General features: G+C 32.6%; 16 protein-coding genes. 3 read left to right on the top strand and 13 right to left on the bottom strand.

Translation table 11 applies throughout. The features are described from left to right. Positions 1–147 precede the first annotated feature (147 nt). Positions 148–1,008, top strand: a complete 861-nt coding sequence (locus tag BS101_RS15665; RefSeq protein WP_073539680.1) for a TerC/Alx family metal homeostasis membrane protein — start codon at positions 148–150, stop codon at positions 1,006–1,008. 77 nt (positions 1,009–1,085) lie between these two features. Here BS101_RS15665 and BS101_RS15670 read toward each other — a convergent pair whose 3' ends face one another. The 5 genes from BS101_RS15670 to BS101_RS15690 form a co-directional block, all read right to left on the bottom strand. Continuing rightward, the gene (locus BS101_RS15670) at positions 1,086–1,613 is read right to left on the bottom strand and encodes a 2'-5' RNA ligase family protein (RefSeq protein WP_073539681.1); all 528 of its coding nucleotides are present in this window, start codon (positions 1,611–1,613) and stop codon (positions 1,086–1,088) included. 3 nt (positions 1,614–1,616) lie between these two features. Continuing rightward, complete coding sequence (locus BS101_RS15675) at positions 1,617–2,576, bottom strand: 3-hydroxyacyl-CoA dehydrogenase family protein (protein ID WP_073539682.1); 960 nt, start codon at positions 2,574–2,576, stop codon at positions 1,617–1,619. 179 nt (positions 2,577–2,755) lie between these two features. After that, entirely contained in the window at positions 2,756–4,345 is a 1,590-nt protein-coding gene (locus BS101_RS15680; protein WP_073539683.1) for a glycine betaine ABC transporter substrate-binding protein, read from the bottom strand. Then, positions 4,345–5,472 carry a betaine/proline/choline family ABC transporter ATP-binding protein gene (locus tag BS101_RS15685; protein WP_073539684.1) on the bottom strand — a complete coding sequence of 376 codons (1,128 nt, stop codon included), beginning with the start codon at positions 5,470–5,472 and terminating at the stop codon, positions 4,345–4,347. The genes BS101_RS15680 and BS101_RS15685 overlap by 1 nt, the downstream gene beginning before the upstream one ends. 402 nt (positions 5,473–5,874) lie before the next feature. Then, positions 5,875–6,495 (bottom strand): GntR family transcriptional regulator, encoded by a 621-nt coding sequence (locus BS101_RS15690; RefSeq protein WP_073539685.1) that lies wholly within the window; start codon positions 6,493–6,495, stop codon positions 5,875–5,877. 388 nt (positions 6,496–6,883) lie between these two features. Here BS101_RS15690 and dapB point away from each other — a divergent pair, with 388 nt between their 5' ends. Further along, entirely contained in the window at positions 6,884–7,699 is an 816-nt protein-coding gene (gene dapB, locus BS101_RS15695) for a 4-hydroxy-tetrahydrodipicolinate reductase (RefSeq protein ID WP_073539686.1), read from the top strand. A gap of 196 nt (positions 7,700–7,895) precedes the next feature. Here the strand turns inward: dapB and BS101_RS15700 are convergent, their stop codons facing one another. From BS101_RS15700 to BS101_RS15725, 6 genes are all read right to left on the bottom strand, one after another. Further along, positions 7,896–8,225, bottom strand: a complete 330-nt coding sequence (locus BS101_RS15700) for a hypothetical protein (protein ID WP_073539687.1) — start codon at positions 8,223–8,225, stop codon at positions 7,896–7,898. Between the two features lie 38 nt (positions 8,226–8,263). Further along, positions 8,264–9,085 carry a hypothetical protein gene (locus BS101_RS15705; protein ID WP_073539688.1) on the bottom strand — a complete coding sequence of 274 codons (822 nt, stop codon included), beginning with the start codon at positions 9,083–9,085 and terminating at the stop codon, positions 8,264–8,266. A 35-nt stretch (positions 9,086–9,120) separates the two neighbouring features. Beyond that, a complete protein-coding gene (locus tag BS101_RS15710; protein WP_073539689.1) occupies positions 9,121–11,478 on the bottom strand; it encodes a hypothetical protein in 2,358 nt (785 codons plus the stop codon). Between the two features lie 59 nt (positions 11,479–11,537). Continuing rightward, entirely contained in the window at positions 11,538–12,689 is a 1,152-nt protein-coding gene (locus BS101_RS15715; protein WP_073539690.1) for an alpha-xenorhabdolysin family binary toxin subunit A, read from the bottom strand. Between the two features lie 286 nt (positions 12,690–12,975). Then, positions 12,976–17,919 (bottom strand): cell wall-binding repeat-containing protein, encoded by a 4,944-nt coding sequence (locus tag BS101_RS15720; RefSeq protein ID WP_073539691.1) that lies wholly within the window; start codon positions 17,917–17,919, stop codon positions 12,976–12,978. A gap of 85 nt (positions 17,920–18,004) precedes the next feature. Further along, the gene (locus BS101_RS15725) at positions 18,005–19,342 is read right to left on the bottom strand and encodes a cadherin-like beta sandwich domain-containing protein (protein WP_073539692.1); all 1,338 of its coding nucleotides are present in this window, start codon (positions 19,340–19,342) and stop codon (positions 18,005–18,007) included. Positions 19,343–19,776: 434 nt separating this feature from the next. Here BS101_RS15725 and BS101_RS15735 point away from each other — a divergent pair, with 434 nt between their 5' ends. Then, a complete protein-coding gene (locus BS101_RS15735) occupies positions 19,777–20,019 on the top strand; it encodes a phage tail protein (RefSeq protein WP_073539693.1) in 243 nt (80 codons plus the stop codon). A gap of 111 nt (positions 20,020–20,130) precedes the next feature. Here the strand turns inward: BS101_RS15735 and BS101_RS15740 are convergent, their stop codons facing one another. Together BS101_RS15740 and BS101_RS15745 are read right to left on the bottom strand one after the other, a co-directional pair. After that, the gene (locus BS101_RS15740; protein ID WP_073539694.1) at positions 20,131–20,340 is read right to left on the bottom strand and encodes a hypothetical protein; all 210 of its coding nucleotides are present in this window, start codon (positions 20,338–20,340) and stop codon (positions 20,131–20,133) included. A gap of 368 nt (positions 20,341–20,708) precedes the next feature. Then, on the bottom strand, positions 20,709–21,446 hold the full coding sequence (locus BS101_RS15745; RefSeq protein WP_073539695.1) for a LytR/AlgR family response regulator transcription factor: 738 nt from the start codon (positions 21,444–21,446) through the stop codon (positions 20,709–20,711). Positions 21,447–21,498: the final 52 nt, after the last annotated feature.

Here is a 21,498-nt window from a genome sequence, read left to right on the forward strand (position 1 = left end):
TTTAAGGATCTGGTTTTGTAAGCCCTATGGGGTAATAAGACTTTTAACATAGTTCATAAGTTTATTTTAATTATGAATTACGTTAAAGGTCTTATTTTTATTATAAATGTAATGCCCTGATAATTAAGAATTTGGAGGTAAAATTTTATGTCTACAAGAAAATCTTTATTACGTCTATGCTTTTGGGTGGGACTTGCTTTAATATTTAACATAGGAATTTACATTTTTATGGGACCTGAAAAAGCTCTATCTTTTTTAGGAGGATATGTAATTGAACAGAGCCTAAGTCTTGATAACATTTTTCTATTCCTACTTATATTTGGAAGTTTTTCAATAAAACCAGAATACCAAAAAAGAGTACTTACTTATGGAATTTTCGGCGCAGTGGTATTGAGACTTATATTTATAATACTTGGAGTAACTATTATTAACAAATTTCACTGGATGCTGTATATATTTGGCCTGTTACTTATATTAAGCGGTATTAAAATGTTTTTTAAACATAATGAATCAAAGGATTTTCATAACAGCAAAATAATTAAATTATTTAATAAAATAATTCCTGTTTCCAAAGAATTAGACGGAGAGAAATTCTTCACTAAAAAGAATGGCATACTGTATGCCACCCCATTATTTGCTATATTAATACTAATAGAACTTTCAGATATAATTTTTGCAATAGATTCAATACCTGCTATATTCTCTATAACTACAGATCCATTTATAGTATATACTTCAAATATATTTGCTATATTGGGACTTAGAAACATGTATTTCCTTCTTGAAAAACTTCACAACAAATTTGATTATGTTAAATACGGGGTTGCGTGCATACTGATATTTACAGGTATTAAACTTTCAGTTACCTTTTTTCACATAAATATTTCAATAATAGCATCACTATTAATTATATTTATAATAATGTCAGCAAGCATTTTAACTTCTGTTATTTTAAATAAAAGAAAAAAATCACCTTGTTCTTCTGAAGTTTCTAAAAATATTATATAGATGTATAAAAAACTACCATCTTAAATAAAAGGAGGCTTAAAGTCTCCTTTATTTATTCAACTAACTTTTTAAAATACTTAAATAAGTTCATACCTTCTTACTAATACCCATGTATTATTTTTCCACATATAAAGAGAAATATTATCAAAATATTCATTAAAATTACAGGGATAGTTATTAACATAATTCCATATTTCTTTAAATCTATCCTTTATTCTCTTAGATACTATAGTACAGTGAAAAACTTTATTTTTTCCTTCATTGTGTTTTAACTTTATCCATGGTACCTTTTCTAATTCATCTATAAAACTATCGTGGACTTTTTTAGCTTGTGATGACATCTTTATATCCATATAAATTACATCTTCTCTAAATGCTCCGTAACCTTCAATTTTTATTGGTGACTTATAATTACTTTTAGAAAATTTATTTAAGATATTTGTTATATCCTGAATTTTATCAGTTTCAAAAGGTGCTTTTATTGTAAAATGGGCCGGTAATTTAGTACGTTTTTTATTGAATTTATAACAGACATCATTAGTCAATTTCTCATGAAATTTTAATGCACCGCCACCTATAGTACACATTATGACATATCTCTCCATATACTATATATTCCTTTCAATGGATTTATCATTTTTATCTTTTTCTAAAAATTCCATGAGCAGTTGAATTCTTTCATTTTGTTTTTCTTGTAAAAATTCTGGTGTCCAATTATAAAAACCTTTTCCAGTCTTGCTGCCTAGATTGCCACTGTCCACCTTACTTTTTAAAAGCTTAGAAGGTTCAGTATCGTTGCAAAGATCTTTAAATAGATAGGAAGATATATTATTAAATATATCAAGTCCTCCTAAATCCGCACTACATATAGGACCCGTAACTGGTAGTCTTCTTCCATGGCCATATTCTATAGCCTTATCTACCTCTTCTGCCGTTGCAAACCCCTGCTCAACTATATATAATGCCTCTCTAAGCAATGCAAGCTGGAGACGATTACCTATAAATCCAAGGCATTCTCTTCTCATTTTAACCCCTTTTTTACCTATATGCTCAATCCAATCCATAGTTATATCCACGGTTTTTGAATCAGTATGTTTTCCCGGTACCACTTCTACCAATGGTATAAACTGTGGTGGATTCCAAAAATGGGCAATCACCACCCTCTCAGGATGCTTTGTATTTATCGCTATATCTGTGGGGCTAAGTCCTGAAGTATTAGAAGCTAAGATAACTTCAGGAGCACATATTTCATCCAGCTTAGAGAATACTTCTTGTTTAAGTTTTAAATCTTCAGCTATACATTCTATTACAAAATCGACGCCTTCTACCGCTTCTTCAATAGTTTTAACGCCCTTTATCCTTCTTAATGTTTCTTTTGATATATTGGCTTTTATTTTTCCCTTTTCCTCAAGGTTCTTAAGACTACTTTTTATATTTGTAAACCCTCTTTCCAAACTAGCATCAGTTCTCCCGAACATATTTACATTTAATCCGCTTTCCGCACAAAGCTGAACTATTCCATTTCCCATAGTACCAGTACCAAGTACAGCTACATTTTTTATATCCATAACATCCTCCTGAATTCTATATTTATAGATTATATTATAACCCATATTCCATATTTTTTAAAATTTAGGACTTCCACTTTAATTCCATACATATATACATATATAAAAATATAATGTTCGGCAAGAACCATCTTTACCAAACATTATATTTAATACTTCTACGATGCTTCATCAGCACCTTATTTGATTAATCCCTTCTCTTTCAGGAAATCTTCTGCTATTACCCTAGGATCTTCACCATTATCTGCTCTATAATTCATTTCTCTCATATCCTCATCCGTAATTTTTCCTTCTAGACTTAAGAGTAATGGTTTAATTTCAGGATACTTTTCTAACACATCTTCTCTTACCAAAGGAACTGCATAATAAGGAGGGAAAAAGTTTTTATCATCTTTCAGAAGTTTTAAATCAAATTTCTTAAGCAGCCCATCTGTAGAGAAAGCATCTGTTACCTGAGTTTCATCATTTTCAAGAGAAGAATATCTAAGCCCTCCATCTAGACCTTTTACAGTCTTAAAGTTTAGTCCATATAATTTTTGAAGTCCCGGGTATCCATCATCTCTGTTGGCAAACTCCATAGTACAGCCTAAATTTATATTATTACTTATTTTTGTCAAATCCGATATGGTATTTATGTTATATTGATTTGCCAACTCCTTTTTCATTGCCAGCACATAGGTATTGTTAAATCCTAAGGGTTTAAGCCACTGCATACCATAGTTTTTCTTAAAATAATCTTCTACTATATCATAAACACGGTCTGCATCGCTTATAGATTCTCGTTTCATTATGTTTACAAGGCCTGTACCTGTATATTCCACATATAAATCTATATTACCGGACTTCATGGCACTAAAAACCACACTGCTGCCTCCCAAATTTAATTTTCTGTCTACTTTATAATCCGTATTGTACTCTATTAAAGAAGAAACCATATTTCCAAGTACTATCTGCTCATTAAAATTTTTTGAGCCGACCACTATGGTTTTTTTAGTTAATCCACTATACGTCATAAATGCAATAATACCCAATATCAATAAAGCCACCACTGTTAAAACAGGCTTTTTATTCTTTAATACTTTAGTAATAACTTTATTAGTTTTTTTCTTGGATTTTTTATGTGAAACTTTTATACCTCTAGGCGTTACTATATCTTCAATCTTTCCTATAATAAAATCAAAGAATATAGCTAGAAAACAAGCTGGAATTGCCCCTGCCAAAATCATATTATTGTTAACAGTCTGTACTCCTGAAAATACCAGATACCCCAGTCCTCCAGCTCCTACAAAAGCTGCAATAGTCATAAGTCCCACTGCAGTAACTGCGGATATTCTTATACCAGACATTATAACTGGCATTGCAAGAGGCAGTCTAACCTTTATTAAAATCTGACTTTTGGTAAGTCCAAGTCCCTCTGCAGCTTCAATTATAGAGCCATCTATGTTAGTAAGTCCTGTAAAAGTATTTTTTATAATTGGAAGTAGGGAGTATAAAACTACCATGGCAATTGCAGGTTTACTTCCTATCCCAAGCACTGGAATTAAAAAACCCAGTAAAGCCAGACTAGGTATAGATTGTATAACATTTGCAACTCCAATTATCCCGGCGGAAAGCTTCCTGTTCCTTATTATAAACATTCCCAAGGGAATTCCTATGATCACAGATATTAAAACTGCGAACAACGTCAGCTGTATATGTTCCATGAAAAGACTATATATTTGTAATTTTCTATCTATGACAAATTGGAAAAAATTATTTATAGTATTCACTAGATATCCACATCCTTATTAATAAACTGATTACTCATTACGGACAAAAGACTGCTTCTAGTAATAAGCCCTACTAAAGTTGATTTATCATCTATAACAGGAATATATCCCATTTTGTTATATTCCATTTTTTCTAAAGCATTTACTATGGAATCTTCAAAGCTAACTGTTATTACCTCTGTTTCCATAATATCTTTCAACCTCTTATTTTTATCCATATTAAGTCTGATTTTTTTCAAAGTAACAAGTCCCATTAGATTATTATTCTCATTCACTATAAGCAAACTATCTACATGATTTGATTTCATTATTTCAAGTGCCTGTACCACTGTTCTTTCACCACTTGACTTTATTGGATTTTTTATCATTATATCCTTTGCCTTAATTAAATTCGGTTGATTCCAAATTCTGTTTTCTCCAATAAATTCCCGTACAAAATTATTAGCTGGATTTTTCAGTATTTCTTCTGGAGTATCAAATTGCAGTATAGTCCCCTTTCCCATAATACATATACGGTCACCAAGTTTTAGTGCTTCATCCATATCATGAGTTACAAAGACAATGGTCTTTTTAAAATTTTGTTGAATATTAAATATTTCATCTTGAAGTTGACCTCTTGTTATTGGATCCAATGCATTAAAAGGCTCGTCCATTAATATTATATCCGGATTCATAACCAGTGCTCTCACTATTCCAACTCTTTGCTGCTGTCCTCCACTTAATTCATTAGGATACTTATGCATGTAATCCTTAGGAGACATACCTACCAGAGTCAATAGCTCTTCCATCCTTTCCTGGATTTTTTTATTGTCCATTTTTTCAATATTAGGTATTAAAGATATATTCTCAGCTACAGTCATATGAGGAAAAAGACCTGTCTGTTGTATTACATAACCTATATTTCTCCTAAGTTTGATGGTGTCCTCCTCTTCAATTTTATTTCTATTTATAAAAATTTCACCTGAACTTGGAGTTATCAATTTATTGATCATTTTTAAAGTAGTAGTTTTTCCACAACCGCTTGGGCCGATAAAAGTTACTAATTCTCCCCTATCTACATTTAAACTTATATTATTAATAATAGATTTGTTGTTTATAGTTTTACTTACATTCTTAAATTCTATCAACATAATCCCTCCTTTTAAAAACCAGTAACAACTTTAATTTATCACAAAGTTGTCACTTTGTAAAGATTTCCGCCATTTATCCAACAGTATCATAAGACTTATCTAAGTAAATAATAGTAAAAAAATTGTTAAAAACTATCCATATTTTAATATAATATAACAAATTTACTATAAAACTGAAGCTTATATGGTCTTAAAAAATCTTTTTGTAATATATATTAAAATAAAAAATTTAAAGTTTTGAAATTTTAAAATAATAATATCATATCTAATTATTTGTCAAATCAAAAAATTTAAGTAAAAATACAAAATTAATTGTATTATGTATACTAATATAGATGAAAATAAAAGAACATAGACTTTTTTAAATAAAATCTATGTTCTCTAAATTATATATTTAAATTAGCAAATAAATTTTTTAATTCTATAATAACTTGCCTCATCACCTATGGCTATAAAAACATCCTCTTCTTCAAATACAGCATAGGGTCCTGGAGAAAGTATTAAATTACCTCGCCTTCTTATACCTATTATAGTGGCAAAAGTATTTTGCCAAAACCTACATTCAGATATAGTTTTTCCAATAATATTAAATCCCTTATATATTTTAAACTCAAAAGGTATAAAAGAATTAGTGCTGGTAAATCTATTAGAATAATCTATAAGTTCATTAAGTACTCCTTCAATTTTTTTCTCTAATATATTCTTTTCATCCAATAATTCAAGCATTTCCTTTTTCAAGAAATTCATAGAATCTATATCTTTAAATTTACCTATAAATTTTAAACAGTTATCTACAGATTTAACAATGATTCCACTGCCTTTTGTTACTTCCACAATATCCATATCATTTAAAAGAATCATTGCCCTTCTAATAGTTTCAGGAGAGACATTATAGTGGCTTGCAAGAGAGGATCTGCCATAGAGTTTATCACCTATAGAAAAATCCCCAGCTACTATTCTATTCGCTATATCTATTGCTATTTTTTGATACACAGGTTTCATAACATATTGTGATGACATTTTAGATTTACTTTAAGACTGTCTAATCCTAAAGCAATTCCCCCTTTCAAATACATTCTTTAAGCCATTAATTAGTATAGATTATTCTTAGCTGTATGTAAATAATAATTTAACTAATTTATAAATAAAAATTACTGCTGCACAATATTCATAATAAAAATAAGTACAAATAAAAAAAATAAAATATAATTAGTTATTAATGACAACAAACAACTTTTATTGTATAATAAAGTTGTTGATATTATTAAATACTAATCTATATCAAGAGAAGACCTTATCCAGGCGCGTTAGCCACGCTTATCTCCCACTTTGAAGAATATGGGAGCACTAGATAATTGCCGCGTTCGGATAAATTAAACTTTATAAAAATAAAAAGGAGGTAACCAACATGATTAAAGTAGGCTTAATAGGTTTAGGTAAAACAGGACATCATATAGCCCGAGGAATTTCAGAACAAAACAATATGAAAATCGTAGCAGCAATATGCAGCCCTGAAAGTACAAAGAAAGGCATGAACTTAGGAGAATTACTTGGAACTCATAAAACAGAAATAAAAATAAGCACTTCTGATGAGCTTCAATCCATTATTTTTAAAACTAAGCCAGATGTAATTGTAGACTTCTCAAAGCCTTCATCTACTATGGAAAATGCTTTGACAATCTCCAAGATGAAAGTAAACTTAGTAATAGGTACTACAGGTTTTACTAAAGATGATATCAGTAAATTTCAAGACATGGCTTATAAATTTAATAACGGCATAGTATACACTCCAAATATCACTTTAGGAGTCAATGTATTAATGCTTTTAAGCAATATTGCCGCAAACATATTAAACAAATATGATTTTCAAATTACAGAAATTCACCACAAAAATAAAAAAGATGCACCCTCTGGCACTGCTTTAAAAATATCTTCCGAAATAGAAAATGGACTTGAATCTGCAGGAGTATGTAACAAAAATATACCTATAAATTTTGTACGTGCTGGTGGTGTAGTTGGGAAACATCATGTTCTCATAGTAGGAGAGAATGATAAAATAGAGATAAGCCATGAATCCTTTTCAAGAAAAGCTTTCGCCGAAGGAGCTATTAATGCAGTAAACTATATCTATAAAAAATCTGGATATTATGAAATGAAAAATATACTGGATCTTAAAAGAATACTTTATAAATATATTGATACTATGGATAGCGCTTTATGTTAGCATAAAATCGGTTTTTTATAACTTTCAAACATTTTACCTATTGACAAATTTCACATAATAATATAAATTCATTTCTTACATTATAATTTCACCATAAAAAATCAAAAATTTAAAGGCTTATCATCATTATGATAAACCTTTAAATTCACAGAAAATTCTTAATTATATGTTCTCTCTTGCAGAACATATAATTGATTTAATCATTTGAGCTGCTTATATGAAAAAGATTTTCAGTATAATTTATCCATATATGATTATTCATGTTAAATAAATCGTCTAGCGGACTTCCTCTTTGTATAATAAATTTTTGCTCACCTGTGACTTGCCCATCATACATGGAAATCACACTCATACCGTTTAAATAAATATTACGTGCATCACCATAAGTTATCTGTTTTGTCTCAAATTTGTCCAAACTAAATTGTTGAGTTCCAGCTGTATTTCCAGGGTTTTCTCCATCCCTTATATAAATTGTAATAGCCAGCTTTTTATCCGTACTGTTTGTAAACTTTTTTATTCCTGCCATAAGACACCTCATAATTTTAATATTTTAACTTAACCATCTTAAAGAATTTTAGCCTTATTTGAAAAATCATATGCTTCCATTGCAACCTTTTCCCATTCAGATATAGCCACACTTATATTGATGCTGGCTATAAAAGGTTCATCTACTTGAATCTCTCTATTAAATATTAAATCAATATAGTCTAAATCTTCCTTAATTGAGACCCAAACACCCCTAAACCTCTGTATATCTGCCAATGGAGGTGTATGTATTTTAATCATAAGTAAAGAAAGTTCAACTATAGCTTGAATTGTTTGTTGTACAATATCCATCCCACAAGTATTTTTCATTTTCGAATTAGAGTCTATATTTATTATCCAATCATTTGCCCTTATATACATATATTGTTGGCATTCTCTATATGTATTTTCAATAGAATTTGAAAAATCTATCAAATCATCTACTACTATTGACGATAAATTAATGATATTTTCAATCTCATTAATACAATTTAAAATAGTGTTATGAAATAGTAATCTATCATGTTCTGATGGCTTCATACCCTGAACAGAACACAAAATATCCTTAAGCTTACAATATTCTACTTTTACCGTTTCCATTCCAAATTTATACAAATAATCTGAAAGTTTAATAATATTTAAGAATGTAGACTCCTCCCATCTAGCTGCACACTTTTTAAGTATCTGAAAAGATGAAATGAATACCTTAATATTTTCCTCGGCTTCGCTTCCTATTTTTGTGATTTGATTTGCATAACCTTTAATAATGCCCCACTCGTCAATAGTAACTTCAAATGGAGTATTGTTTGAAATTTTTAACAAATTAGGTCCAATTCCTTTTATCGATTCTAATATTTTCATTTTTAATTTAATCTCCTTCGTTAAAATATTCAATTTTAATGAGCAATAACATTACCTGCATATTCAATTTGAATTGCTTCAAGTGTAGACAAATCAACACCTTGATTATAGGCTTCAGGCACACTTATAGTCCACTGTGTAAATGGCGTTGGCTGAAAATATTTGTATTTACTGCGTTCTTCCACTTCGCCCTCTATAATTATGGAACTCTCATTTCCCACTATTCCATTATATTTAAATACACGTCTTAAAGATGCTGAAGAAAATTCAAAATTTTCCTCTCTAAGTCTATCATAGTAAATACCTGATGTTGTAATTTCTATATACACTGGATTATTTTTGGAAGCCACGACCCCTATAAGCCAAACTCTCACTCTTGTAAGCCGTACACGATCTAATCCATTGAATTCTGCAGCATCTGGACTGATAGGTATAGTTGCTGAACGATTCTTTTTAAGATTTTGTACAACATTATGAAAATTGCTCTGCTCCACATCTGAGATTGTAACTACAATACCACGAAAATCCTGGGGTGGAGGATTAAAAGATTCAAGTACCTCTGAATATTCCTGTGTAATTATACCCATATCTTCTTCTAATTTTTCTACAGGCTTTACTATAGACAATGTAATTCTCGAATCCCTTAATCCCCAGTAACGATATGCTCCTGCATAATTTTGTACAGCAATGAATATCCAACATTTTACATTCAATTCTCTTTCAAAGAAAGCCTGCATTATCTCATCATCTTTCTTGATCTGGTTTAAAAGTTTATCTACATATTCTTTTAGTCTTAATTCCTGACTCTGATCTACTTCTTTTTGAAGTATTAACCTGGCAAGCTCCTGTCCGGCCTTTACCACTGCAATCTGAGTGGCCATATAGGCTTTTCCGTATATAGCCAGCTTATCTATCTCTGCCTTATATTCCAGTGCACCAGGAATTCCATCATCTATTGCTGGTTTCATAAATAACTCAGCATCCACTAGAAATGCATCCCAATCTGCTTCCGTGGAAATTGAATCTGTATCAGGAATTTCAACGCTTATATTTTCATCTGCACTTGAAATTTTCTTTGCAGCAGTAATAATTTTATCAATTGTTTCATATGTGGTCTTAAGGAATTTTGCTAATTTTTCCAAGTTATTCATTGATTTTGAGAGATTTTCCATTGCCTTTGCAAAAGCCGATAATTCTTTTACCTTATCTGCAACTTTTGCTGCATCATCTGCTGCAGCAATTCCATTCTTCACAGCACCTGCTGCTCCCGCAGCTGCTGCTTCATCGCCTACCATCATAAGTGCTATAGCAGCAGAAAATTCTACAAGTGCTGCAGCCATTGAAAATACAGCTTTGATAATTTGATCACGTTCCCACTTTTTTGACTCATATTCAAAGGAAATTCCCGCCTGTTTTACTTTATATTGTTGTATGTTTAAGGTTGACCTGGCCTGAATCTCTGACCCCTGAGCCATTCTGTAATTACTATCAGCTTGTACAATCAATTGTTTATTATATTTACAGATATCTTTGTAGTTATCAAGCATATTCTGTGCAGCACTTTTACGATCATCAAAAGAAAGTTTTTCATCACTGTACCTCTGATATTGGGTTTCATATGAACTTGCTGAACATATAAATGAGTCAAAGGAATCTGCATAAACATCCTTGTCAAGATATGGTACAAAAGTCACCGGACTCATTGACATTCTAAGATTCACAAGAAGGGCAGAACTTTTAATATTAAGATCAACGGCAGCTTTAGACCCTGAAGTTATATTACATATCCATTCTAACATGGATTGTGCAATATCGGGAGATGAATAAAAGAGGACGGTGGCAAACTGAAAAATTGAAACAATATTCATTCTAAGGGGTTTTCCATATTCAAAACCATCCTCATAATACTTGTCCAAATCCTCTATTGAAAGTCTCCCCTCTGAAGAAGAAACTACTATACCTTTCTTTTTTGGGGTAATAAGTTCTAAAGTATCTGGTTTATTTCCTGGAAATACACCTTTTACTTTAATATTGCTTTGAAACTCATGTGCATATATAACTAACTTACCTATTCCACCTTCTCGATAATCTAGTATTATACTGCTGTCTATGTCAAATTCAATACGGCGTGCAACTATAAAAAGAGCTGAATCCCTATTTATTAAAATACTATTTTTATCTGTCTTCCTAACTACATCTGCAAAAATGGAAATAATTCGTGGTTTTATTCCTTTCTCTCTAATCTCACTATAAACATCTTCAAGATTTACAAGCATATCCCTTACAGTAACTGTTTCTCCAGACAGGTCTTCACTTGATGTAGATGGTATATATACCTGTTCTAAAACTGATTGATATAATTCGCCCCAATCTTTTGACTGGTCTCCATTCATATTTATAATCCTTCCTTTCACACTTCACTGAAGGCACAAAAACATAGTGAATTCTTATCTTATGCTGTTTCAGGAATAATATATTTTTCAGGTTCTGCTTTTATATCATCTTCTGTTGTCACTGTTATATAAGCATTTACTCTATAATTATCTGCTATAGCAGCTGCTTTCGCCCATGCATCAATAGCCTCCTGGACACCAAGATCCTTAATGATCCATTCTGCTTCTTTAATATCCCTTTGAATTGCACCAAGTATATTATTGAGATCATCAGAAAGTGCTCCCCAAATTCCTTCCATTTTTTCAATAACAGGTAATGCTAATTGCAGTTTTTCAAGTATTCCGTCCATACTACCATTTGCAAGTCTTAGATCATTACTCAATGCAAGAGCTTTTCCGAGATCTCCTTGTGCAGATTCCAGTCTTTTTTGATATTTGTGTATATCATCAAGGGCATCTGTTGCTTTTTTCCCGTATATTCCAGCAACAATTCCGGCAGCAATAGTTCCAAGTGGTATTATCCATGCATAGGTAGGAGTTGTAGCTGCAACAGTTACATCGTGTTCATATTCATCCTGCCATCTCTTAATCTGTTTACTATCATTGTCTATCTCCTTCAAGAGAGTATCTATTTCACCACCCTTACCTTCGTAAGCTTTTCTATATCTATCCGACAGAGGATCTAATAAACTTTTATCACTCTTTGTATCTTCTGCAAATTGAATAATATTTTCTTTAGCTGTTTTACAATCATCTGCATAGACCTGAGCTGTATTTTGAAGATTTGTCAGTATAGCTGTCAATTTTTTTGTTGCATCTTCCTCTGATAAAGATCCATTATTATAGGCAGCAATAATCGGATTCAGTGCTCCATAATACACTGGTACTTTAGTATTATAGTGACTTATATTAGCCGCAAGAGTAACAGTCATAGGAAAAACTACTGTTTTAAAATTGTAGCAGTGATCATAAATACTTTTATATACATTAATCAAATCACTAAATTCATTGACATCTTCAGCACTTATCTTCAGCTTACTTGTCATCTCTTCCGCTGATTTAGGCAGTGAAGTTCCATTCTCAACATAAGCCTGAACAGCCAAAAATTCCGCTCTTGACATTAAAAATGGATTATTATCTGCTGGTAATAATTCTCTTGGATTCAAATCTACTTTAAGAACATTTCCATCTTTTAAAACTATTTCCTTCATAAAGTTATCCTCCTTATTTATATATATAAATATACTTTTTGTATTTCTCAAGTATTATTAATCAGATTATAATACTTGGGAGGAATAATATGTTAAATAACGCATAACAAGCAAAATTATTGTTTATACAGTTGACTGTGATGTGTAAATAATAAAGGGGCGTCGCATTAGTATAAAAAATATACTGATGTGACAGCCCCTTTTAAATATTAAAGACTAACTTTAACCACTTTACCTTATTTCTACTGAATGGAATAATATCATCCATTCCTTTTAAATACATATATTACTTATCTATTAATTTAGAAATCTCATTCTGAACTTCATCAGTAATAACTCCTGTTCCACCGAAAATCGCAGCTGATTTTAAATTTAAGTTCTGTAAAAATGATTTTTCTTCATCATTTAAATCATTATTAATCAGAACTATTGGTGCATTATTATTTGCTGCGTAACTGCTTCCTGCTAATGCATCTGCGAAATTGTTTCCCGATGCCACACATATTTTATCTGCTGATGAAGCAAAATATTTTGCTACATTAAGAGAAGTTGTGAATCTATCTGCTCCACCTATTCTCACTACATTTGTTTCATCTACTTCTGCTATCTGGGCAATCTGATTTTCTACTGCTGTACTTATAACTCCCTGTGCTCCTATAATATATACTTTTTCTGGCTTTACACTCAAAATTTCTTTTTTTACACTCTCGGCCATTTCATCTTTACCCACCATTAGTACAGGGTACTGTTTTGCTGCTGCAATACTGCTTGCAGATATTGCATCCGGATAATTTTCTCCCGATACTATAACTATAGGTGTTCCTTCTTTTATTGATAATATGTCAGCAACTTCCACACCTGTTTCATATCTATCTTTCCCACCAATTCTGCTAATATTCTTAAATCCGGCTGCATTCATCCTAGTTTCCATATCAGTACCTACTGAAGCAGTACCTCCTAAAATATATGCGGTGCCTAAACTATCCATATTTTCTTTCATATAAGCTACTACTTTTTCTTTACTTTCGCTATCACTTCCAACTAATAGTATTGGAGCCTTTAGCTTATATGCCAGTACACTTCCTGATAATGCATCAGGGTAATTATCTGATGATGCAAGAATGACATTTGAAACTTTATCTTTATAAGTTGCCTTTGCGATTGCAATAGCTGTATCTATTCTATCCTGTCCTGATAACCTTTCTATCGTTACATTTACAGGTACAGTACCGCCCCCGCCATATCCTCCACTGGAACCACCGCTGCTTCCTCCACTTGAAGATGGAGTGGTATTTTTAACTGTAATTACCAAGGCTTGAGTATCTCCTGCACTAAAATTGAAAGTTAATGTGGTTGTTCCTAAGATTTGCTGTGCTAAATAACTTTTTTTAATTGTTACCACATTATCATTGACTTCGTAATCTGTTCCATTTACTAGAGTTTCGCTTCCATTTACAATACCAGTTAAAGTATTTCCACTCAAAGTTATTGTTGTACTTATATCTGACTGTTTAGAAATATTTTTATCAAACTCTGCCGTAACTGGATCTATAGTTGAATTTGATGATGCTGTATCCTTTACTGTTATTACTAGAGCTTGTTTAGCTCCTGCACTAAAGTTAAAGGTTAAAGTTGTTATACCTACATTTTGCTGTGCTATATAGCTCTTTTTAATTGTTATCACACTATCGTTAACTTCGTAATCTGTTCCATTTACTAGAGTTTCGCTTCCATTTACAATGTCAGTTAAAGTGTTTCCGTTTAAAGTCATTGTTGTGCTTACATCTGCCTGTTTAGAAACATTTTTATCAAACTCTCCTGTGTCTGGACTTATCACTGAATCCTGTGATGCCGGTACTGATTTATTCATTTGAAAGTCATGTTTTACAATTTCCTGCTCTACTGAAATAGTAGGGCTTGTATATTTATCATATCCCTCTTTAGTTGCTACTATATAGTAATCTGTAGTTGGGAATACCATAAAACCATAGTCTCCAGCAGCATTACTTACTTGTGGATTTTTATTATTATTTGGCTTAAATCCATCTATGCCTGGCAGCTGTACCACAGCATCTGGTGTTTTCCCATTTACTTTATTCCTATCAGTATTTGCATAGTAAAGTGTTACGTCAGCTCCATCAATTGCCTTTCCTGTATCTGCATCAGTTATTACTCCATAAGGGTCAACTAATGCACTGGTTAAGCTTATACTCCCATCTTCTGAGACCTTAATATCTATAGTTCCAATAACAATCTTTTGTCCATTTCCTAGAGCAAAAGTCACACTAATTTTTTCTTCAGTACCCTTTTCTAAATTTTTAACTTTAATAGTTCCATCTTCTGCAATTGTTACATTAGAACCTTCTGAAGATGAAAAACCTAATTTAGAAATATCAGCCAATGGCGTTATTGTGCCATCTGGTGATCTTAATACTATAGCTTCTTCTGATTTTACTGACACGGTTTTAGTTCCATCTGTTTCTGTTGTTACGGTGCATTCTATGCCTTGAACTTCCTCACCTGTTATCGGATCTATCACAGTACCTGTTGTTTGTGTAGGTGGTGTAGGTACTGTGGTATCTGGTGCTGCTGTCGCCTGTGATGTCATTGTATACACACTTTTATTTCCTGCTTCGTCCTTTACTATTACATTGAAATAATAAGTTGTACCTGCACTTAAACCTGTTGCTTGCCCACTTGTTAAATTTGCACTCCAATCTTGTACTGTTGTTCCATTGGCCTCTGCATTAGCTAATGTATCTATATTGTTACTTGTTGACCTTACTACCTTGTATTGCAGATTTGCTGGTGTCGTTACATTGTCACTCCCTGCACCCCAGCTTAAATCTATACTATTTTCCGTCGCATTGTCTGCTGTAATTGCTCCGCCATTTCCTGCCGCTGGTACTGTGGTATCTGGTGCTGCTGTCGCCTGTGATGTCATTGTATACACACTTTTATTTCCTGCTTCGTCCTTTACTATTACATTGAAATAATAAGTTGTACCTGCACTTAAACCTGTTGCTTGCCCACTTGTTAAATTTGCACTCCAATCTTGTACTGTTGTTCCATTAGCCTCTGCATTAGCTAATGTATCTATATTGTTACTTGTTGACCTTACTACCTTGTATTGCAGATTTGCTGGTGTCGTTACATTGTCGCTTCCTGCACTCCAGCTTAAATCTATACTATTTTCCGTCGCATTGTCTGCTGTAATTACTCCGCCATTTCCTGCCGCTGGTACTGTGGTATCTGGTGCTGCTGTCACCTGTGATGTCATTGTATACACACTTTTATTTCCTGCTTCGTCCTTTACTATTACATTGAAATAATAAGTTGTACCTGCACTTAAACCTGTTGCTTGCCCACTTGTTAAATTTACACTCCAATCTTGTACTGTTGTTCCATTAGCCTCTGCATTAGCTAACGTATCTATATTGTTACTTGTTGACCTTACTACCTTGTATTGCAGATTTGCTGGTGTCGTTACATTGTCACTCCCTGCACTCCAGCTTAAATCTATACTATTTTCCGTCGCATTGTCTGCTGTAATTACTCCGCCATTTCCTGCCGCTGGTACTGTGGTATCTGGTGCCGCTGTCGCCTGTGATGTCATTGTATACACACTTTTATTTCCTGCTTCGTCCTTTACTATTACATTGAAATAATAAGTTGTACCTGCACTTAAACCTGTTGCTTGCCCACTTGTTAAATTTACACTCCAATCTTGTACTGTTGTTCCATTAGCCTCTGCATTAGCTAATGTATCTATATTGTTACTTGTTGACCTTACTACCTTGTATTGCAGGTTTGATGCTGTTGTTACATTGTCGCTTCCTGCACTCCAGCTTAAATCTATACTATTTTCCGTCGCATTGTCTGCTGTGATTGCTCCGCCATTTCCTGCCGCTGGTACTGTGGTATCTGGTGCTGTTGCCTGTGATATCATTGTATACACACTTTTATTTCCTGCTTCATCCTTTACTATTACATTGAAATAATAAGTTGTACCTGCACTTAAACCTGTTGCTTGCCCACTTGTTAAATTTACACTCCAATCTTGTACTGTTGTTCCATTAGTCTCTGCATTAGCTACTGTATCTATATTGTTACTTGTTGACCTTACTACCTTGTATTGCAGGTTTGATGCTGTTGTTACATTGTCGCTTCCTGCACTCCAGCTTAAATCTATACTATTTTCCGTCGCATTGTCTGCTGTGATTGCTCCGCCATTTCCTGCCGCTGGTACTGTGGTATCTGGTGCTGTTGCCTGTGATATCATTGTATACACACTTTTATTTCCTGCTTCATCCTTTACTATTACATTGAAATAATAAGTTGTACCTGCACTTAAACCTGTTGCTTGCCCACTTGTTAAATTTGCACTCCAATCTTGTACTGTTGTTCCAGCCTCTGCATTAGCTAATGTATCTATATTGTTACTTGTTGACTTTACCACCTTGTATTGCAGGTTTTCTGCTGTTGTTACATTGTCGCTCCCTGCACTCCAGCTTAAATCTATACTATTTTCCGTTGCATTGTCTGCTGTAATGGCTCCGCCATTTCCCACTACCGGTGCCTCTCCATCTTCTAATGAAAGCCAGATACCATCAAAATCAACATAATCAATACTTCCGTGTTCTGGTATATCTGCAATAAGTGAAATTCTGAATTTTCTTGTACCACTTGGTACTTTCTCAGTATCTAATACTTTTGTTTGCCAAGCAGGCTCTTCATCATAATAATCACTAAACACCACACCACCCTCATATACCAACTCATAAGAATTAAGTACATGATCACTTGTATCTAATGCTTCAAGCTTAATCTCAGCAGTTGAGGTAGTAAAAATCTTCCTTAGAATACCAGAAAGTTTGAACTTGACCTTACCTGCATCAACTTCTGTGGCACTACTAGATATATCTATATTTTGAGACATAGTGTCACTAGCCGGCTCATCCCCACCTGGATAAAAATCAAAACATTGTCCACCGTTGCTACTAGGTGTACTAGGAAAACTTGAAGGGTCTACACTAAAAAAACTCCCACTAGTATCAGCCCACCCAGTTAAATCGCCAGTTTCAGCATCTCCATTAACTACTAAATTTACTCCATAATTTACAAGGGCATATACCTTCCCCTCTCCAAAGTTTAAACCTGGCATTATGCTCAGCAGCATAAGTATTACAACTAATATAGAAATTTTCTTCTTGAAGGTGCTTTTATTCATCCTCTATCCCCCTATACGCTTCATAAAACAATCTTAAAGCGCCTTAAAAATAATGATTTTTAACCTATTTTTCACTTCTAAACAACTAACTCTTTACTATGGTAAGCACATAATCTCTACTATCAGACATTCCTGAATAGGACACTTTTATGGTTACCTGATTGCTTGTATTAGACAAGGAAATTGCAGTTGATTGGTTACCACTCATTACATTTTGTCCATTCACATTTATTATAACCGCAGCATCCTCAGCATAAGGTGTAATTATAACTTGAGTTGCTTTTGTCGAAGTATTAGTAGTATAGCTTAAATTTGTATGATCCATACTAACAGTACCACTACTAGTATATCCTCTCCCTGAATAACTCGAATCTACTTTAGTAAGATATAAATTTGGAGTTCTCATCACAGTAATTGTGTAGGTCTTTGTAGCTGTACTATTGGTTACAACTACAGGTATAGCATTACTTCCTACTGCCAAATCAACTGTAGCCGATCCTCCTGTTAATCCTACCCCATTCACAGTAATAGCAGCACCACTGATGTTCGTGGTAGGTGTTACAACTATTTTATCTACATCATACCCCACACTAGCAGAATATGTTAAAGTGTTTTTATCAAAAGGAGTCGGTGTATACGGAACTGAAACATTTCCAGTGGTCGCAAGGATAAGAGCTGTTAAGTATGCATCTGGTGCCTGCCTTACAACAGTCACAGTATACATCTGTTGAGCCGCTCCATCCGATCCTGTTACCTGTACAATTATGGTGTTGCTTCCCACAACTAACGAGATTGGAGCTGATGCAGTATTGTTTTTGACAACTGTATTATTCACTTCTATGGTTGCATTAACATCTTCCGCAATTGGAGTTAATGTAACATATGCCACATCATACCCTACACTTGCAGCATATTCAAAAGTCGTCTTACCTGCAAATGGTGTAGGGCTGAGAGTTCCGCTGCTGAGAGTGATTCCTGTAAGATACGGGCTTGAAGGTGCTGGATAAACCTCAAACTCCATGACTGAGGCAAGCTGTGGATTACACTTAAGACCCTTAGTCACATATACTCTTACATATCTACAATAGACAGGATTAATGGTTCGATCCGTTATAATGGAAAGATTACCTGCAATACTATCCAGATCCCTCCATATATTATTATCTGTACTTCCTTGAAGCTTAAAATCAGTCATGTTATAATCAGATGAGGCCCAGCCTGCAGTACTCATATGTCTTACAACCCACCTATTTATCCAATAATTTGCACCTAAATCTACACACATCCAGCCGGGTAAAGTATTACATAACCATCTGCTAATTGGTACTAATGTGCCATTGACAGCATTTGCCGCTGCATATGGCATTACAAAGCTGCTTGCTGTTGCAGGCCTATTTAAGGCTAAGTTCGTTTTTGTCCCCATTTATTTATCATCCTTTCTTCCACTTAAATCAAATTAATATATACCACTCACATAATTGACATATATCGTCATAAAATGTATAATAATATCATATCATAGTTTTTTTGGATGAGGAAGGTATTAATTATGGATTATACTTTAGGACAAGTTTGCTTATTTCCATTTCAATTTAAAATGATAGGCTCTATGTCTTGTCAGGGTTAAACTTTAACAATTACCCAAAATCAAGCCTTATTTTCCTTACTTAGTATCTAACTATGGTGACGACAATAAGACAACCTTTGCACTACCTAATTTGAAAGGTGCTGAACCGTTATCAACTATGAGGTATTTCATTGTAACTGAGGGTATATATCTAGAAAGGCAATAAAATATCCCTCAATTTTTAAACAGCTAATCCAAAAATAAATAGATATAAGGAGGAATATATTAATATGGATTATACTATAGGTGAAATTACTTTATTTGCATTTCCATTTGCCCCAGTTGGGTGGATGTCCTGTGAGGGTCAAATTTTAACAATTGCCCAAAATCAAGCTTTATTTTCTTTAATAGGAGCCACCTATGGCGGTGACGGCAGAACAACTTTTGCATTACCTAATTTGAAAGGCGCTGAACCAGTACCACAGATGAAATATTACATAGCAGTTCAAGGTATATATCCACAAAGAAACTAAAATAGAACTTGATAAAAAATCAATACAATTTTGTTTTTTAACAAATAAGTCAGAAAATATTATTACAGCTAAATATTTTCTGGCTTATTACACAATCAGCATAAACCATCACTAAACATCTACTTTATGTATAAAACTAGGGTTTTCACTTATACTATATTGAAAACCCACCCTTTTCACAGGATTGTTTATCCAATCTATATCCAATACCTTATATGGTAAATTTAAAGAGCACTGCATATATGTTAACTTTTCTTCTTCGAAAACCTGTATATTGGTTAACAAATTTAACCTCCTTAATTCTTTTTTATACTTTTTCATAGACTACCTCTTAAAAATTTTTTAAAAAATTATAAAAATACGGACTCATATATAATCTACATCTGATTACTGTTAATTGAATTTCATAAAAAGCTCCATTTTCTTTAATCAACTGAAACCCTAGTTTACTGTGAATTTAGTTATTTAGCAACTTAAATTATAATACTACAAACAAAAATATGTTAATTAACGCATAACAAGCAAAATTATTGTTTATACAGTCGACTGTAATGTTTAAATAATGAAAGGGCTGTTACGCCAATAATAAATGCTGCCATATATTGCGACAATCTTTGATTCACAAATCAATATATGGCATGTAAATTATTTAATGCAACAGCACCTTTTAAATAAAAACCCAAAAAATTTTAAATATTAAAGAACATCTTCAATTGTTTTACCTTATTTCTACTGAGGGGAATAACATCATCTATTTCTTTAAAATACATATCATAAGTATAATTAATTCTTGGTTTAAATCTATCTATTTTAGCCAAGTTAACTATATAACATTTATGTGACCTGAAAAATGAGCGTTTTTTAAGCTTTTCTTCATAAAAATTAAGGGTTTTATTACCTGTATATATGTTATTCTTTAAATGAATAAAAACTTTTCTATTTAGCATTTCAATATAAAAAATTTCATCATAGCTTATCAAAACTATTTCTTCATTGTTAAAACCACAAATCATTTCTAATTCATATTCATAGCTGTTACTTATTTCATTTATATTATATGTGTTATTTTTTGGTAAATTCATCATTCTTTTTATACTATTTTCTATCCTTGATTCAGTGAAGGGTTTTAATATGTAATCAATAGCATTAATCTCAAATGCTTTTATTGCAAAATCATTGTATGCAGTTACAAAGCATATTCTAGTCTCTGGATACAAATTGATTACCTGCTCTGCTAAATACATTCCATTAATACTCGGCATTTCAATATCCAAAAAAATTGCATCACATTGATTTTTTAATAGGTAGACAAGTGCTTCAACAGAATCAGTAAAGGTCTTTTCAATAGTAATATTTTCATAAATATTAAGTATATTTACTAGATAGTTAAGTGCGTTAATTTCATTATCAACAATAACTATTTTCATATTTTTCCTCCAAAGAAATCCCCAAAAAAATACTTTTACTGCTTACAGGGTA

The sequence above is a fragment of the Clostridium kluyveri genome (genome assembly GCF_001902295.1).
Taxonomy (GTDB): Bacteria; Bacillota; Clostridia; order Clostridiales; family Clostridiaceae; genus Clostridium_B; species Clostridium_B kluyveri_B.

Bases quoted from the DNA above. Each gene is read 5' to 3' on its own strand.
- BS101_RS15665 (WP_073539680.1), top strand. From the start codon at position 148: ATGTCTACAAGAAAATCTTTATTACGTCTATGCTTTTGGGTGGGACTT.
- BS101_RS15670 (WP_073539681.1), bottom strand. From the start codon at position 1,613: ATGGAGAGATATGTCATAATGTGTACTATAGGTGGCGGTGCATTAAAA.
- BS101_RS15675 (WP_073539682.1), bottom strand. From the start codon at position 2,576: ATGGATATAAAAAATGTAGCTGTACTTGGTACTGGTACTATGGGAAAT.
- BS101_RS15690 (WP_073539685.1), bottom strand. From the start codon at position 6,495: ATGTCATCACAATATGTTATGAAACCTGTGTATCAAAAAATAGCAATA.
- dapB (WP_073539686.1), top strand. From the start codon at position 6,884: ATGATTAAAGTAGGCTTAATAGGTTTAGGTAAAACAGGACATCATATA.
- BS101_RS15700 (WP_073539687.1), bottom strand. From the start codon at position 8,225: ATGGCAGGAATAAAAAAGTTTACAAACAGTACGGATAAAAAGCTGGCT.
- BS101_RS15705 (WP_073539688.1), bottom strand. From the start codon at position 9,085: ATGAAAATATTAGAATCGATAAAAGGAATTGGACCTAATTTGTTAAAA.
- BS101_RS15710 (WP_073539689.1), bottom strand. From the start codon at position 11,478: ATGAATGGAGACCAGTCAAAAGATTGGGGCGAATTATATCAATCAGTT.
- BS101_RS15715 (WP_073539690.1), bottom strand. From the start codon at position 12,689: ATGAAGGAAATAGTTTTAAAAGATGGAAATGTTCTTAAAGTAGATTTG.
- BS101_RS15720 (WP_073539691.1), bottom strand. From the start codon at position 17,919: ATGAATAAAAGCACCTTCAAGAAGAAAATTTCTATATTAGTTGTAATA.
- BS101_RS15725 (WP_073539692.1), bottom strand. From the start codon at position 19,342: ATGGGGACAAAAACGAACTTAGCCTTAAATAGGCCTGCAACAGCAAGC.
- BS101_RS15735 (WP_073539693.1), top strand. From the start codon at position 19,777: ATGGATTATACTATAGGTGAAATTACTTTATTTGCATTTCCATTTGCC.
- BS101_RS15740 (WP_073539694.1), bottom strand. From the start codon at position 20,340: ATGAAAAAGTATAAAAAAGAATTAAGGAGGTTAAATTTGTTAACCAAT.
- BS101_RS15745 (WP_073539695.1), bottom strand. From the start codon at position 21,446: ATGAAAATAGTTATTGTTGATAATGAAATTAACGCACTTAACTATCTA.